This is a genomic window from Micromonospora sp. NPDC048040, from assembly GCF_055587185.1.
Genome location: NZ_JBVJGT010000091.1, coordinates 1 through 14,906, shown reverse-complemented (window position 1 = coordinate 14,906; position 14,906 = coordinate 1). Strand labels below are relative to the sequence as shown.

Genomic DNA, 14,906 nt, shown 5'->3' with positions numbered 1-14,906 from the left:
TCGAGGCCGACAGCGAACACCCCCTGGCCAAGGCTCTGGTGAAGGTCGCGCAGGACCGGGGGCTGCGGGCGACCGCCCGGGACTTCCGGTCCCTGCCAGGCCGGGGGGTCCGGGCCGTCGTCGACGGCGCCTCCTGGGCGGTCGGCGGCCCCACCCTGGTGCGCGAGGTCGGGGCGGCGGTGCCGGACGACCTCGCCACGGTGACCCGGGGCTGGTCGTCCCGCGGTGCGGTGGTGCTGCACCTCGTCCGGCTGCCCGCCGACGGGCGACCCGAGGCGGTGGGCGCCTTCGCCCTGGAGGACGAGGTCCGCCCGGAGGCCCGCGCGGCCATCGCCGAGCTGCGCGAGCACGGCGTACGGACGATCGCGATGATCACCGGCGACGCCCGTCCGGTCGCCGAGGCGGTCGCCGCCGACCTGGGCTTCCGGCCGGGCGTCGACGAGGTCTTCGCCGAGGTGCTCCCCGCCGACAAGGACCGGGCCGTCGCCGACCTGCAGGCCCGCGGGCTGACCGTGGCGATGGTCGGCGACGGCGTCAACGACGCCCCCGCCCTGGCCCGCGCCGACGTCGGCCTGGCGATCGGCGCCGGCACCGACGTCGCCATCGAGTCCGCGGGGGTCATCCTGGCCTCCTCCGACCCGCGCGGCGTCACCGGCGTGCTGCGGCTGTCCCGCGCGTCGTACCGGAAGATGATCCAGAACCTGGCCTGGGCCGCCGGCTACAACGTGGTGGCGATCCCGCTGGCCGCCGGCGTCCTGGCCTGGGCCGGGGTCGCGCTCAGCCCGGCCGTCGCGGCGGTGCTGATGTCCGCCTCCACCGTCGTGGTGGCGGTCAACGCGCAACTGCTGCGCCGGGTGCGGCTCACCCCCGGAGAACCGGCCGGCGGGAGGGCGGCACGGCCGGGGCGGTGACCACCTGTGCGAGGCGGTCGCTGGTTTGCCGTCAGCCCTTCGTGACCACCTCGTCGGCGGCGAGGCGGGACGTCCGCTCGCGGACCACCGTGCGCAGCCGTTCCGTCCTTCCACCCGCCGGACCGGCGCCGGGAACCCGGCGGCCGACCCGACGGCGCCCGCCGGTCCGGAGCGGACCGACGGGCGCCGGGGCTACCGGGCGCCGTCCGGCACCCGTCGCGGGGCGCGGGCGGGGCTGCCGCCGCCGGCGGCGTCACGCGTGCGGCCGGTCGCCTCGGCCCATCCGGTGGTGATGAGCAGCAGGGCCGCGATGTAGGTGGTCATCACGGCCAGGCTGTGGCCGGGCAGCGTGGTGCCCGCGGCGTCCAGCCCGATCAGCAGGTCGGAGACGAGGAACAGCGCCCCGCCCACGGCCACCCGGCGGGAGACGCCGGTCGCGGCGGCGGCCATCAGGCTGAGCGCGAGGCTGTAGCCGAGGACCGGCAGCCGCAGCGGGCCGAGGGCGTTCCACAGCGCGGCGTTGGCCGCCGCCCAGCAGACGAGGTAGCCGACGACCGCCGCGACGGACGGCCGGCGGTGTCGCAGGAAGGCAGTCAGGAAGCCGACCTGGGCGCCGAGGAAACACCCCATGCCGACGAGGAACGCGGTGCGGCCGGACAACAGCAGCGCGACGTCCCCGGCGGTGGCGAAGACCAGCCCGACTGCGACCCCGTCGACGCGCCGGCGCGCCCGCAGCAGGTACGCCAGCAGCACCGGCGCGAGCAGGGGCTTGGCCAGCCACTGCAGGGCGGTGACGTCGGCCGCGACGCCGATCAGTTCGACGGCGGCCACCACGCCGAACGGCCAGAGCCGCCTCATCGGACGGCGGCCGGCTGCGCGTGCGGGGCGGGCTGCCAGCCGGGCCGGCCGAGCACGTAGCCGAGCCGGTGCCGCCAGGACGAGGCGGCCCGCGCATCTGCCCAGATGGCCTGATACTCGTGGGTCGCCACCCGCAGCGGGTTGTACGTGCCGATGTTCTTCGTCAGGCCGTACCGGACGGCGGCGCGCTCCGGCTCGAAGGTGCCGAACAGCCGGTCCCAGACGATCAGGATGCCGCCGTAGTTGCGGTCCAGGTACTCGGCGTTGGCACCGTGGTGGACCCGGTGGTGCGACGGCGTGTTGAAGACCCACTCGACGGGGCGGGGCAGCACGGTGACCCGCTCGGTGTGCAGGAAGAACTGGTACAGCAGGCTGACCGACTGCTGGAGGAAGATCATCCACGGCGGGATGCCGAGCAGCGCCAGCCCGAGCCAGAACGGGATCGACGTGATCGGCGTCCAGCTCTGCCGCAGCGCGGTCGAGAGGTTGAAGAAGACGCTGGAGTGGTGCACCACGTGCCCGGCCCAGAGCAGCCGCACCTCGTGGTGGGACCGGTGGAACCAGTAGTAGGCCAGGTCTTCGGCGAAGAACAGCAGGACCCAGGTCCAGACGCTGGTGGGGGAGAGTTGGATCGGCGCGACCGTGTACGCGGCGGCGTAGAGGCCGATCGTCAGCAGCTTCCACGGCACGCCGATGACCTGGCTGCCGGCGCCCATGGCCAGGCTGGTGGCGGTGTCGCGCAGTTCGTACCCGCGTTCGTCGTCGTCGGGCGCGAAGCGGTAGGAGAGCGCCTCGACGGCGATGAGGAGCAGGAACGCCGGTACGGCGTAGAGCACGGCGGGGATCATGCCCGGGCTTCCCTTCTCGGCGGTGCGGCGGGGGTGGTGAGGGGGGCGGTGAGCAGGGCCCGTGCCTCGCGGGCTGCGTCGGAGGCCCGGCCGGTGACGATCGCGTCGGCGAGCCGGCGGTGGCCTGCGACGTCGAGCAGTTCCGCGGCGCGCCGCTCCGGTGGCACCTCGCCGACGGCGAGCGCGCCGGCCACCAGGCTGTTGAAGGCCAGCAGGTATGCGGTGTTGCCGGAGCCGGCGACGATGTGCCGCCAGAGCACGATGGTCGCCTCGCCCATCCCGGTCAGGTCCGGCGCGAGCCCCGCGTACTCCTCGACGGCCCGCGGGATCGCGGCCCGGGCCGCCGGGTCGCCGCGCTCGGCGCAGAGCCGGGCCGCGTCGACCCCGACGCAGGCCCGCATCTCCAGCATGTCGCGGACGAGGGTGTCGACCGGGAGGGTGTCGTGGAAGCGGGTGAGGGAGAGCGCGAGGTCGAGCCCGGCGTGCACCCGCCAGTCCAGCACCCGGGTCGCGCCGCCCTGGCTGACGCGGACCAGCCCGAGCTGCTGCAACCGGCGCAGCGCCTCGCGGACGGCGTGCCGGTTGACCCCGAAGGTGGCGGCCAGCTCCCGCTCGCCGGGCAGGGCGTCGTCGGGGCGGTAGGAGCCGCTGACGATCGCGTCGCGGATCTGGCCGAAGACGTGGTCGGAGACGGAGGAGCGGGGGACGGGGGCGAAGTCCATGCCGAGGAGTGTGGCGCAGCGCACATCAACCCGTCAACTGGTTGGACCAGCTCGCGTGCAGCCGTGGCGGCGCGCGGGACCGGGCCGGGTCAGTCGTCGATCGTGACGGCGGTGATCCAGGACGGCGGCAGCGGCGCGCCCGCCCCGATCAGCCCCGCGACGACCCGGGTCGCCTCGAGCGGCGCCACCGGCCACGGCGTCAATCCGTCGGTCAGCACCACCACGATGTGCGGTCGGTCGCCCAGCGCGGCCTCGATCCCGACCCGCATGTCGGTGCCGCCACCCCCGGCCAGCCGCACCTCGCCGACGGTGTGCACCCGCCGTACGACGTGCACGGCCGCGTCGCAGGAGAGCACGGTGACCCGGTTGCCGCCGACGCCGACCGCCCGGAGCACCCCGGCGACCTCGGCGAGCGCCACGGCGAGCTGCGACTCGCCCATCGACCCCGACGTGTCCACCACGACCGCCACCCGGGGCACCGGTCGGCGCAGGCTGGGCAGCACCACCCCGCGGGTCGCCGCGGCCCGTCGGGAGGGCCGGTGGTAGGTGTAGTCGACCGCGCCGCCGGCCCAGGCGGCCGCCTCGCGTACCGCGCCGGTGAGCGCCCGCCGCCAGTCCACCCGCGGTTCGAGCAACTGGGCGGCCCAGCGTTCCCACCCGGCCGGGACGGTGCCCCGGGAGCGGACGTGCGCGCGGACCGCGTGGGCCGTCTCCCGGCGGATCGCCCCCGCCTCCACCGCGCTGACGCCACCCGCGGCCGCCCCGTCGCGTTCCCACGGCCGTTCGACGCCGTGCGCCCCGGATCCGCAGTCGTGCGCCCCGGCCTCGCACACCCGCGGCGGCAGCATCGGCAGGTACGCCTCGAACAGCAGGCCCGGCGGCAGCCCGAAGGTCTTCGGTTCGATCCGGTCCGGCGGCAGCGGCAGCCGGTCGGCCACCAGGTCGTCGTTGATCTCGCAGTCCTGCGCGACGTTGACCCGGTGGTGGTCGCGTCGCTGCCCGACGGGGAGCCGGTCGGCCCGGCCGTGGTGGTCGCGGAGCAGGTGAGCCACTTCGTGGATCCACACCGCCGCGAGCTGGGCCACCGGCAGTCGGTCGACGAACCCCGGCGAGACGTAGCAGCGCCAGTGCCGGTCGACGCCCATGGTCGGCACGTCCGGCGACTCCACCACCGTGACGCTGTACAGCGCGGTGGCCAGGTAGGGGCGGTCCTGCGCCGCCCGGAACCGGGCGGCGAGCAGCTTCGTGCGGTCCAGCCGGCCGCCGCCGGCACTCATCCGGCCAGGCGTCCCGACAACCGCAGCACGTCCGCGAAGGCGTGGATGGCCGGCGGCACCGGCCACGAGGTGTCGCGCAGCGCCGCCAGGTCCATCGCGGCGCGCGCCGCGACGTCCGGCACGCCCGCCTCGACCGCCTTGCCCAGCACCACCCAGCCGGCCTCCCAGCGGGACCGGTCGACCTTCGCCTGCACCGCGGAGATCACGGCGGTGAGGAACGCCAACTGCCGGTCGCCCCGCTCCGGCAGCCGGAACGCCGCCGGGTCGGCGAGCACCCGCTCCGGGTCGGGCAGGTCCAGGTTCTCCAGGTAGGTGACGAACTCCAACCCCGCGCCGTCGCCCACGGCGCCGATCACCGCCAGCGCCAGCGCCTCCGCCCCGGTCCCCGCCGCGTGATGGACGGTGAGCAGCCGCAGCACCATCTCCCAGGTGCGCGGCGACGGCCACGCGCCGCCGCGGGCCTCGGCGTCGGCGGGCAGGTGGTGGGTCAGCCCCGGCCGGGCGGTGAGGAAACCCGCGATCGCGCCGCGCGCCCTGGCCAGCGCCGTGGCGGTGCGCCCGGGCCGGACCTCCGGCACGGTCACCGCCGGCCACGTGCCGGCCAGGCCCCGCGCGACCGTGCGGGCGTCGTGCGTCCAGTGCAGGTGCACGAACCGGTTCGCCAGCGGCGGGGCGAGGTGCCAGCCGTCCGCCGCGCTGGTCGGCGGGTTCGCGGCCGCCACGATCCGCACCGACGCCGGCAGCGCGAGGCTGCCGACCCGACGCTCCAGCACCACCCGCAGCAGCGCCGCCTGCACCGCCGGCGGCGCGGAGGAGAGCTCGTCGAAGAAGAGCAACCCCGATCCGGTACGCGCCAGCCGTACCGCCCAGTCCGGCGGAGCCATCGGCACCCCGTCCGTGGCCGGGGAGTCCCCGACGATCGGCAACCCGGCGAAGTCCGACGGCTCGTGCACGCTGGCGATGACCGTCTCCAGCGGCAGGCCCAACCCGCCGGCGAGCTGCTGGAGGGTGGCGGACTTGCCGATGCCCGGCTCGCCCCACAGCAGCACCGGCAGGTTCGCCGACACCGCCAGGGCCAGCGCCTCGACCTTCGGGTCGGCGGCCGGCTCCGTCCGCCACGCACGCGTGGCGGCGACGAGGTCGTCGGCGGCGGCCAGCGCCGGCACGGCCGCCGTCATCCGCCGACCCATTCCGCCAGCACGTCCCGGATCCGGAACACCGGCCGCACGTCCTCGCCGTCGTCGTCGTACATGCTCGCCTTCCCCTCCGCCAGGTCGCGGGGGCTGTAGTCGTCCTCGTCGGGAGCGTCCGGGTCGGCACCGGCGGCCAGCAGCGCGCGGACCAGCTCCGGGCTGCCGCCGTCGCCGACGGCCACGTGCAGCGCGGTACGCCCCCGACGGTCCCCGGCCCCGATCGGCACGCCGGCGTCGAGCAGTCGCCGGACCAGCGAGACGTCCTCCACCGCGCGCAGATGGTGCAGCAGAGTGCCGCCCCGGCCGTCGCCCATCCTCGGGTCGAGCCCCGCGTCCAGCAGCGCGGCCAACGTCGCCGCGCCGCCGTGCTGGATCCGCAGCAGCACGTCGCGCCGCAGCTCGCGCAGGGGCCGGGGCAGCCGGCCGGTCCCGCCGCGCCACGCCTGTACGGCGGCGAAGCAGCCCGCCGACTGCCCGCCGAGGGCGCGCAGCAGCTCCTCCCCGGCGACCTCCTCGGCGGTGTGCGACACCGGCTCGAGCCGGCCGTCGCCGTGGACGAGGATGTGCCACCCACCCCCGCACCGCACCGGCACCTCCACCCGCAGACCAGCCACTCTCGGCCGCGCCGTTCCGGCCTGCGCCGTGATGTCCACGCCCGCGTCGAGCCGGTCCACCGTTGTCTCCGGCTGCTCGGCGTGCGCCGTCTCGCCCTGGGCGGTCTCCGAGGTGGCCGTCCCCGGCCGTGCCATCTCGCCCTGCGCCGCGCGCAGCCGCACCGCCGGCACCGGTGGGCGGTCGCCCGGTGACGGGACGGCGTCCGGCGTGGCCGGTGCCGACGGGAACAGGGCCCGGCGCACGAGGGGGTGCAGCTCGGCGGGGCCGAGCAGGCCGTGCCGCAGCAGGTCCAGGTCGGCGGGTCGCTCGTGGACCACGCCGGCGAAGCGGAGGCGGGCGAAGTGCTCCCGCTCGTACCCGACGAACGCGGCGGCCACCGTGCCGTCGCCCCGCCGCCGCACCTCGACCACCGGCCGCCCGCCGGACCAGATCATCACCCGGTCGACGCCGTAGCGGCTTTCGAGGCGGGCCAACTCGGCGTCCAGCCCGAGCGGCACCAGGCAGCCGCGGGCGGCGCTCGCGACCTGGCGGTCGAGGTAGTAGGTCTCCGGGACCTCCGGGTCGAGGTCGACCCCGGCCACCGCCCACGCCGCGACCATCTCGCCGCCGGCGACCAGCCGGTCGAAGACCTCGGCCCGGCTCGCCGGGTCGCCCGGGTCGACCACCGTCGCGTACGACCCGAACGGCCGGACCGCGCCGTCGGCCGCGAAGCCGGGCAGCCGGACCGGCGAGCCGCCGTACGCGCCGGCGAGACCGTCGACGTGCGCGGCGCTCCAGTACACCGGCGGCAGGTCCTGCCGGGGGTAGCCCTCGGCCAGGGTGGGGCGGACGGTCAGCCGCAGCCGCTGCGACCCGTCGACCGTCTTCGGCATGTCCACCATCAGCGCGACGTCGCGGTCGTCGAACCGCCCGTCCACGGCGGACAGCACGAACCGTTGGTGGGTGGCGACGCTGGTGCGGCCGCCGAGCACGCGCGGCAGGTGCCAGCGAAGCAGGTCCGGGGCGAGCACGCCGAGGTCCACCTCGATCCGGTCGGCACGGGCCCGGCCGTGCTCCCGGGCCACCTCGGCCAGGTCGAACGCCACGTCCATGCGCCCGGCCGCGCAGGCGGCCCGCCAGTCACCTGCCTCCCGGGCCGCGGCGCACGCCTCGACCATCGCGGCCGGCACGGCGTACCGCCGGACGCGCTGCCAGGTGCGGATCTCGTCGACGACGGGCGGGTTCACCGGTAGACGCTCGCGATCGCCCGGATGTCCTCGTGCGGCGCAGTGACCGGCCGCTCGGCGAGCAGCGCCGAGGCCCGGCGACGCTGCCGGCGCGGCACGCCCCCGTTGATGCCCAGGTACTCCAGCGTCGGATGGCCCTCGACGGCCTCGACGAGCCGCTTCGCGCCCCGCCCACCGACCTCCGTACGCCGCAGGTCCAGCCGGCGCAGCCGGGCGGCGGGCAGCGCGTCGGCGAGCGCCGCCGCGCCCTCGTCGCCGACCACGTTGCCGCGCGCCCCGAGGGCCCGCTCCGAAGGCGGCCGGGCCAGGTCCAGCGCCCGCCAGGCGCCCAGGTGCCGGGCCAACGCGGTCACCCCGGCCGGGGTGATCCCGTTGCCGCCCAGACCGAGCGTCACCTCCACCCCGTTGGCCAGTTCGGCGAGGGCGGCGGCGCCGGCGTCCCCGAGGTGGTTCGCCGCCAGGTAGAGCTCCCGGACCCCGGCGGTGCGGACCAGCGCGCCGAGCACCGGCACCGCGTCCGGGCCGAAGCCGTTGCCGCCGAGGAAGAGCCGCTGCACCGGCCGCTCCCGGTCGGCCAGCGCCTCGGCCAGGGCGGCCAGCCCGCGTACGCTCATCCCGACGTTGACCAGGTCCAGCGTGCGGATGGTGGAGTTCACCGCGAGCGCGGCGGCGAGCCGCCGGACGCCCTCGTCGCCGACCGGGTTGCGCTTGAGCCACAGCGCCCGCACCGTGTGGTCGCCGGCCAGCCGGGCGGCGAGCGCGTCGACCCCGGCCGGGTCGATCCGGTTGCAGCCCAGGTAGAGCGTCTCGAGGTGGTGCCCCGGGCGCAGCGCCTCGGCGACCGCCCGGGCGCCCTCCGCGCCGAGGCCGTTGGTGCCCAGCAGCAGGTGCCGCACCAGCGGCGAGTCGACCGCGGCGGCCACGATCCGGGCGGTCTGCGCCGGGCCGACGCCCTGCTTGCACAGGTCGAGCCGGCCGTCGGGCTGCACCGTGCCGCGCGGGAACTCCTCGGGCGCGACCACCGCGTCCGGCACGGCGAGCCGGAGCAGCAGCGGGTCGAAGTCGGCCGGGTCGGCGAGCCCGGCGTCGGGGTCGGCGATGGCCGGGCAGCGCACCGGCGTGGGATCGGTCACCAGGGCACGCTCCGGTAGTCCTTGAGGAACTGGCCGCTCACCGGCGCGCCGTGGACGCCCCGGACGATCGGGTCGTAGACCCGGGCGGCGCCGTCGACCACGTCGAGCGGCGGCCGGAACCCGAGGGCACGCTGGGCGGTCTTGCCGGGGTGCGGCCGCTCGTCAGTGACCCAGCCGGTGTCCACACTGTTCATGTGGATGCCGCTGGTCAGGTAGTCGGGGGCGACCGTGCGGACCAGCATGTTCAGCGACGCCTTGGCCATGTTGGTGTGCGGGTGCCGGGTGGTCTTGCCGGAGCGGCTGTAGCTGCCCTCCATCGCCGAGACCTGCACGACGTGCCGCTGCGGGTGGGCGCTCGCCTGCATCAGCGGGCGCAGCCGGGAGGTGAGCAGGAAGGGCGCGAAGGCGTTGACCACGTGCACCTGCAACCACTCGTGCGGGCTCACGTCGGCGTCGCTGAGCACCCACGAGTTGACCTCGCGCAGGTCGAGCGGCTGGCCCGTCTCGTCGACCTGCCCGGCCGGGAAGAACGCGTCCAGCCCGGCGGGCAGCCGCCGCGTCGTGGTGGCGGCGGGCGCCGCGCCGATCGCGATCCGCGCCGCCGGCCCCTCCAGCGCCGTCGACTCGGCCGCCCGGACCTCCCGGTGGTACGCCTCCGGCCGGTACAGCGTCTGCGCCGCGTTGTTGACCAGGATGTCCAGCCCGGCGAAGCGCCGGCCGACCAGCGTGACGAAGTCGAGCGTGCCGGCCAGGTCGAGCAGGTCCAGTCCGTGCACGTAGAGCCTGTCGGTCCAGTCGTCCGCGTCCGGCACGGCGGCGAAGCGGCGGGCGGCGTCCCGGGGGAACCGGGTCGTCACGATCACGTCGGCGCCGTCGCGGAGCAGCTTGAGCGCGGTGTGGAAGCCGATCTTCACCCGGCCGCCAGTCACCACGGCGGTGCGGCCGGTCAGGTCGCAGCGGGCGTGCCGCCGCTCGCGGTTCTCCGCCGCGCACGGCGGGCACATCTGGTGGTAGTCGACGTCCACCCGGCGGTAGGGCAGCTTGCACACGTAGCAGTGCCGCTCCCGACGCAGCGACCCGCGCTCGACCACGTCGTGGTCGGCGCCGTCCCCGGCCAGGGCGGCGGGTCGGCCGGAGCCGGGCGGGGCGACGTCGGGGATCTCGGTGTGGAACCGGGTGGCGCCGGCCAGCAGCGCCCGGTCCGCCGCCCGGGTCGCGGCGTCCCGGCGGGCCTTGGCGCGCTTCTTCACTCCCCGGTGGGCGGCCGTGACCGCCCGTTCCAACTCCTGCCGGATCGCCTCGTCGAGGTCGGCGTCGTCGAGCCGGGCCAGGACGGCCAGGCAGGCCGCCAACTCGGCGCGGTCGACGGACACGGTGCTCCTTCGCGAAGGGGTGGCGGCGAGACCGGCCGGATTCGAACCGGCGTCCTCCAGCTTGCTGTCAAGGCGCGTCGACCTCTGCGCTACGGCCTCGCCGCGCGGGAGCATACCGAAGGCCACCGACAGCGCGTCGATTACCGTCGCGTCAGATTCCGCGCGTCGACCACCGTCGCATCAGCTTCGGCGCATCAGCTTCGGCGCGTCAGCTTCCGCGCGGCGGCGAGCAGCCCGGCGGGGGTGCGGCCCTGCGCGTCGACGGCGTCCGGGTCGGCGCCGGCCGCGAGCAGGGCCGCCATCACCTCGGTGTCCAGTGCGACCGCGGCGGCGTGCAGCGGGGCGCGGCCGTCCCGATCGCGTTCGTCGACGTCGAGACCGGCGGCGGCGAGCGCCGGCAGCATCCTCGTGTGGTCCAGGTGGGACAGCCAGTGCATCAGCGTGCCGCCCGTACCGTCGCGCAGCCCGGGGTCGAGGCCGTCGGCGAGCAGGGCGAGCACGCCGTCGGTGTCGCCGTGCAACGCGCGGGCGAAGACGTCCTGCCGGAGCCTGCGGATCTCCTTCGGCACCGGTCTCGCCCCGGTGCGCCAGGCCCGCACCGCCGCCGCGCAGCCCAAAAGCGGCCCGCCCAGCCCGGCGAGCAGGAACTCCCGGCGCAGTTCCTCGTCGCTGTGGTGCGGGGTGACGAGGCGCCCGTCGGCGGGGCGGACGACGTGCCAGTCGGGCCCGCACCGGATCCGGATCGGCGCGGGTGGCGCCGGTGCCGCGGCCCGCCACGCCTGCGCCCGACCCGGGAACAACGCCTCGTGCACCAGCGGGTGCAGCTCGTCCGGCGTCAGGTCGCCCCGGCGCAGCAGCGCCACGTCCGTCGGCCCCGGTATCCCGAAGGCGCACGGCCCGACGGCGGGATCGCGCCAGCTCGCTCTGCGGACGGTCGGTCGGCCGTCGGCGGCGACCTCGACGGCGAGCCGGCGGTCCGCGCTGACCTGTGTCGTCGCCCCGTAGCGGTGGGCGAGGCGGCGGGCCTCGTGGGCGAGCACGGGCAGCGCCGGCGCGTGGGCGGCGAGCGGGGCCGCGAACCAGGCGGCGTGCTGCCGGGCCTCGTCGGGGTCGACGGTGAACCCGGCCGCCTCGTACGCCGCCACCGGTCGTCCCGTCGACAGCAGCGCGGCGAGGGCTTCCACCTCCGCGGCCCGGTCGCCGGTAAGCGCCGGCCCACCCGTGCCGCCCGACCGGTACGGCTGGCCGTCGGGCGAGTGCCAGGCGAGCCGGGCGGCCGAGGCGCCGTACGCCCAGCGGCGCGCGTCGACCGCCGCCGCGTCCCAGCACCAGCCCGGCAGGTCGTGCCACCGGGGCGGCAGGCGCCGGCTGTCGGTGACCCGCAGCCCGATCCGCTGCGGGGCGCAGTCGGCGAGTGGCAGCGTCGCCACCAGCAGCGGAACGCCGGAGTCGGACGCCTCGGCGCCCGTCGGGACCGGGTCGGGCAGCCGGGTGAGCACGACGACGGCCCGCGGCAGGAGCGCCAGCGAGTCGGTGCGGGGCAGGAAGCGGCGCAGCAGGTCCGGGGCGAGGTCGCGCAGCTCGCCCTCGATCCGGGCGGCTTCGCCGCCGCCGTACCGGGCGGCCACGTCCGGCAGGTCGATGTGCGCGTCGACCAGCGCCGCCCGGCACGCGCCCCGCCAGTCCCCGGCGTGGCGGCGGGCGGTGGCGGCGGCGACCATGCCCGGCGGCGAGGCGTACCGCAGGAGCCGCAGCTGCCGCTCCCGCTCGCGTCGGCGCTCCATGTCGGCGTCCCCGTTCCCGTCGGGAGCGGGCCGGCCGGGATCGAACCGGCGTCCTCCCGATTAGCAGTCGGGCGCGACGACCTCTGCGCTACGACCCGCTCGCCGGGGAGTGTAGGGGGTGCGGACCGGCCGGATTCGAACCGGCGTCCTCCCGGTTTTGGAGACCGGGCGCGACGACCGCTGCGCTACGGCCCGCACGGATCGGGCGGGACGACGCCCGGGCGGCGGACGGGCCGGAATCGAACCGGCGTCCTCCTCCCTGCCAAGGAGGCGCGACGACCTCTGCGCTACCGCCCGCCGCGAGCGAGTGTAGGGCCCCGTTGGGGCGACCTCGCTGGGCAACGAGTCCTGGTCGGTGGCGCCGCCCAGCCGCTCCGCGCCCACGAGGCCACGCTCGCCCGCGACCTGACCGGCGGTGCCGGGACTTCCCCGACCGGCCGGGCTCGACGCCGGCCAGGTGCTCCAGCACGTCGTGCCGCGTCAGCCCGGGGCGACCACCCGGTCCGCCGGCGGCTGCGTGACGGTGCCGCCCGGGGACCGCCCCTCCTCGCCGGCCGGTGCCCGCCCCGCGTCAACGGCCAGGGACCCCGCCGCGCCGCCGGTCCCGCCCGCCCCGGCCTCGACGCCGCCTGCCGCGTAGCCGGTCCCGCCCGCCCCGGCCTCGACGCCGCCTGCCGGGTAGCCGGCCCCGCCGCCCACGGCCTCGACGGCGGAAGCCCCCGGCCGGTCGCCGCGCGCACGGGCGCCCACCTGCGGGTACTCGGCGGTCTCCGCGCCACCCGTGGCGGCCGCCATGACCGCCGCCGCGGCCAGGTCCGCCACCCGCTTCGCCTCCCGCTTCACCCGGGCACGGACCTCCTTGGCGTGCTGCTCGGCGGAATCCGCGGCCCGGCGCACCTCGTCGAGCCGGTGCTGCTCCTCGGTCAACTCCTGCCGGGTCTCGGCGAGGCGCTGTTGCAGGTCGGTGAACTCCCGCTCGGCGCTGGCGCTGTCCTGCCGCGCCTGGGCGAGCTGTTGCTGCGCCGTCTCCAGCTCGGACTGCAACCGGGCCAGCGCCTCCCGCCGGTCCCGGAGGCCCTGCTGCGCCGCGGCGAGCTGCTGCTGGTGGGCCGCGGCCTGCTCGTCGGCGCGCTGACGGAACGTGGCCGCGTACTGCTGCGCCTCGGCGATCAGCGTCGCGATCTCCTGCTCGGCCGCCGTGCGCTGGCCGGCCAGCTCCCGCTCCGCCGCCGCGCGCTGCTCGGTGACCTCCTGCTCGGCGGCGGCCCGCCGTTCGTTGATCTCCCGCTCCACGCCGGCCTGCCACTGGCCCAGCTCCTGCTGGGTCTTCGCGCGCGCCGCCTGCACCTCCTGCTGGATCTGGGTACGGGCCGCGGTCAGGAACGCCTCGGACTCGGCGCGGGCCTGTTCGAGCTGCTGGGCGCTCTGCTCGTCGATCCGCTTGGCCTCCTGGAGCGCGTGGTCGTGGGCCGCCTCGCCGGCCGCCCGCAGGCGCTCCGCCGCCTCGCGGATCCGGGCCAGCTCGGCCTGGGCGTTGGCGCGGCGTTCCTCGTGTTCCTGCTCGTCCTGGGCGCGCCGGGCCTCCGCCTCCTCCGCCAGCTCCCGCAGCGTCGTGGCGGCGTGCTCCCGCGCCTCGGTGAGCGCCCGCTCCGCCTCGGCCCGCAGCTCGGCAGCCTCCTGACCGGCGGCGTCGGTGATCACCCCGGCCTGCTTCTCCGCCAGGGCCAGGATCTGGTCGACCATCGGCCCCAGGTCGCGGAAGGACGCCCGGTCCGGCTGCGCCGGCCGCTCGCGCAGCTCGGCGGCTTCCGCGCGCAACCGGTGCAGCTCGGCGGTCAGCTCCCGCAGCTGGCCCGAGGCCCGCTCCCGTTCGGCGGCCAGCGCCGACCGCTCGCCGTCGACCTGTTCGACGTACCGGTCGACCTGCCGTTTGTCGTAGCCGCGCAGTGCGAGGTCAAAGCTCGGCCGCGAGGTCGCGTCCTCGCGTGCCGCGAACGGCTCCTCGCCGTGGGACATGCACCCTCCTTCGTACGATCGCGAGCGCCACACCGGCGGGGAGTCCGCGCCACGGGCCGTGATGTGGCGCCACGCTACCGCCGCCGCGCGGGCCTGTGGAACGGGGTGACCCCGCCCGGTGGCCCCGGGGGGACGCATCGTGCCGGCCGCGGAGCCGTCGTAGGTGTCGACTACTTCCGACGGTGGAGTCCCACGCGGCGTACAGGCAGGTGACGCCAACGTGTCTGAGGTGGACTCGCGTCACGCGGGCCGGCTCACGGCGCCCGCGCGTAGATAGGCGTCGGGCGCTGCCGGTCCGCGACCGTCGCGACGCCGGCGACGACGCCGCGCCGCCCGGCCCGAACCGTCGGTCGGCTCGCGAGCGCCGCCGAGACGAGAGGGCTGGAAGCCGACCTGGCACGCCCGGCCCGTCGCCGCAGGGGCGGCGGCCTCACGGTGCTCGGGGGTGGACAGCACCGGCGGCGGTCGGCTCACGGTGCTCGGGGGTGGACAGCACCGGCGGCTCCTCCGGCGGCAGGTCGGCGCCGGCGGCGGCGAGGCAGCCCAGGGCGATCGGCAGGCGGGTGCGTGCGGGGGACGCAGACCACCACCACGTCCGGCCGCGCCGCCCGCGGCATCTCCCGACGGTCGGCGTGGACTGGCGTCGGCCTGCCGACCGCCTCGATCGCAAGCGGAAGGCCGCGGTCCCGGCTGTGACGCGCGACGCCGGTCGCCGATTTGACGATCTTCCCGCGGGACGCGTAACTTTCTCTCTGCCAGCGCGGAACGGACGAAACGGGGCGAAAGTCCTGGAGGCCGGAGCGTGGCGATGAGCTTCCGGTTCGGGGGGTTGTTTTTCTCGGGTCCGGGCCGGGTGGTGCCCCGGGTTCGCCGTGAGGCGGATTTGGTGGGGTGGAGCTGACCGGGTATGGTTCGACGCCGGCAGGGAACCGGGCGTGTTCGTGGGAGAC

At 76.6% G+C, this 14,906-nt stretch carries 11 protein-coding genes and 4 tRNA genes; 1 reads left to right on the top strand and 14 read right to left on the bottom strand.

Features of this window, described 5'->3' with window-relative positions; genetic code table 11:
* The coding region (locus ACZ6O2_RS35220) for an HAD-IC family P-type ATPase (protein ID WP_466026020.1) at nt 1–911 on the top strand (911 nt) is incomplete at its 5' end.
* A 192-nt stretch (nt 912–1,103) separates the two neighbouring features.
* On the opposite strand, the gene ACZ6O2_RS35215 is transcribed toward ACZ6O2_RS35220, so the two are convergent.
* From ACZ6O2_RS35215 to ACZ6O2_RS35150, 14 genes are all read right to left on the bottom strand, one after another.
* Nucleotides 1,104–1,769: a lysoplasmalogenase gene (locus ACZ6O2_RS35215; RefSeq protein ID WP_466026019.1), complete on the bottom strand. Its 666-nt coding sequence runs from the start codon at nt 1,767–1,769 to the stop codon at nt 1,104–1,106.
* On the bottom strand, nt 1,766–2,617 hold the full coding sequence (locus ACZ6O2_RS35210) for a sterol desaturase family protein (RefSeq protein WP_350712592.1): 852 nt from the start codon (nt 2,615–2,617) through the stop codon (nt 1,766–1,768). The genes ACZ6O2_RS35215 and ACZ6O2_RS35210 overlap by 4 nt, the downstream gene beginning before the upstream one ends.
* Complete coding sequence (locus ACZ6O2_RS35205) at nt 2,614–3,339, bottom strand: FadR/GntR family transcriptional regulator (protein WP_350712593.1); 726 nt, start codon at nt 3,337–3,339, stop codon at nt 2,614–2,616. Before ACZ6O2_RS35205 ends, ACZ6O2_RS35210 begins: the two co-directional genes overlap by 4 nt.
* A gap of 89 nt (nt 3,340–3,428) precedes the next feature.
* On the bottom strand, nt 3,429–4,616 hold the full coding sequence (locus ACZ6O2_RS35200; protein ID WP_466026018.1) for a vWA domain-containing protein: 1,188 nt from the start codon (nt 4,614–4,616) through the stop codon (nt 3,429–3,431).
* Nucleotides 4,613–5,794: an AAA family ATPase gene (locus ACZ6O2_RS35195; protein WP_466026017.1), complete on the bottom strand. Its 1,182-nt coding sequence runs from the start codon at nt 5,792–5,794 to the stop codon at nt 4,613–4,615. Before ACZ6O2_RS35195 ends, ACZ6O2_RS35200 begins: the two co-directional genes overlap by 4 nt.
* A complete protein-coding gene (locus ACZ6O2_RS35190) occupies nt 5,791–7,650 on the bottom strand; it encodes an ankyrin repeat domain-containing protein (protein WP_466026016.1) in 1,860 nt (619 codons plus the stop codon). Before ACZ6O2_RS35190 ends, ACZ6O2_RS35195 begins: the two co-directional genes overlap by 4 nt.
* The gene (locus tag ACZ6O2_RS35185) at nt 7,647–8,783 is read right to left on the bottom strand and encodes a leucine-rich repeat domain-containing protein (protein ID WP_466026015.1); all 1,137 of its coding nucleotides are present in this window, start codon (nt 8,781–8,783) and stop codon (nt 7,647–7,649) included. Before ACZ6O2_RS35185 ends, ACZ6O2_RS35190 begins: the two co-directional genes overlap by 4 nt.
* On the bottom strand, nt 8,780–10,156 hold the full coding sequence (locus tag ACZ6O2_RS35180) for an SDR family NAD(P)-dependent oxidoreductase (protein WP_466026014.1): 1,377 nt from the start codon (nt 10,154–10,156) through the stop codon (nt 8,780–8,782). Before ACZ6O2_RS35180 ends, ACZ6O2_RS35185 begins: the two co-directional genes overlap by 4 nt.
* A gap of 26 nt (nt 10,157–10,182) precedes the next feature.
* Nucleotides 10,183–10,255, bottom strand: a tRNA-OTHER gene (locus ACZ6O2_RS35175).
* 95 nt (nt 10,256–10,350) lie between these two features.
* Complete coding sequence (locus tag ACZ6O2_RS35170) at nt 10,351–11,940, bottom strand: ankyrin repeat domain-containing protein (protein WP_466026013.1); 1,590 nt, start codon at nt 11,938–11,940, stop codon at nt 10,351–10,353.
* A 24-nt stretch (nt 11,941–11,964) separates the two neighbouring features.
* Nucleotides 11,965–12,039: transfer RNA gene (locus ACZ6O2_RS35165), tRNA-Ser, on the bottom strand.
* A 20-nt stretch (nt 12,040–12,059) separates the two neighbouring features.
* Nucleotides 12,060–12,136 (bottom strand) — tRNA-Trp (locus ACZ6O2_RS35160).
* A gap of 28 nt (nt 12,137–12,164) precedes the next feature.
* Nucleotides 12,165–12,237: transfer RNA gene (locus tag ACZ6O2_RS35155), tRNA-Ala, on the bottom strand.
* Between the two features lie 183 nt (nt 12,238–12,420).
* Nucleotides 12,421–13,956 carry a coiled-coil domain-containing protein gene (locus ACZ6O2_RS35150; RefSeq protein WP_466026012.1) on the bottom strand — a complete coding sequence of 512 codons (1,536 nt, stop codon included), beginning with the start codon at nt 13,954–13,956 and terminating at the stop codon, nt 12,421–12,423.
* Between the last annotated feature and the right edge of the window lie 950 nt (nt 13,957–14,906).

Bases quoted from the DNA above. Each gene is read 5' to 3' on its own strand.
- ACZ6O2_RS35215 (WP_466026019.1), bottom strand. From the start codon at position 1,769: ATGAGGCGGCTCTGGCCGTTCGGCGTGGTGGCCGCCGTCGAACTGATC.
- ACZ6O2_RS35210 (WP_350712592.1), bottom strand. From the start codon at position 2,617: ATGATCCCCGCCGTGCTCTACGCCGTACCGGCGTTCCTGCTCCTCATC.
- ACZ6O2_RS35205 (WP_350712593.1), bottom strand. From the start codon at position 3,339: ATGGACTTCGCCCCCGTCCCCCGCTCCTCCGTCTCCGACCACGTCTTC.
- ACZ6O2_RS35200 (WP_466026018.1), bottom strand. From the start codon at position 4,616: ATGAGTGCCGGCGGCGGCCGGCTGGACCGCACGAAGCTGCTCGCCGCC.
- ACZ6O2_RS35195 (WP_466026017.1), bottom strand. From the start codon at position 5,794: ATGACGGCGGCCGTGCCGGCGCTGGCCGCCGCCGACGACCTCGTCGCC.
- ACZ6O2_RS35170 (WP_466026013.1), bottom strand. From the start codon at position 11,940: ATGGAGCGCCGACGCGAGCGGGAGCGGCAGCTGCGGCTCCTGCGGTAC.
- ACZ6O2_RS35150 (WP_466026012.1), bottom strand. From the start codon at position 13,956: ATGTCCCACGGCGAGGAGCCGTTCGCGGCACGCGAGGACGCGACCTCG.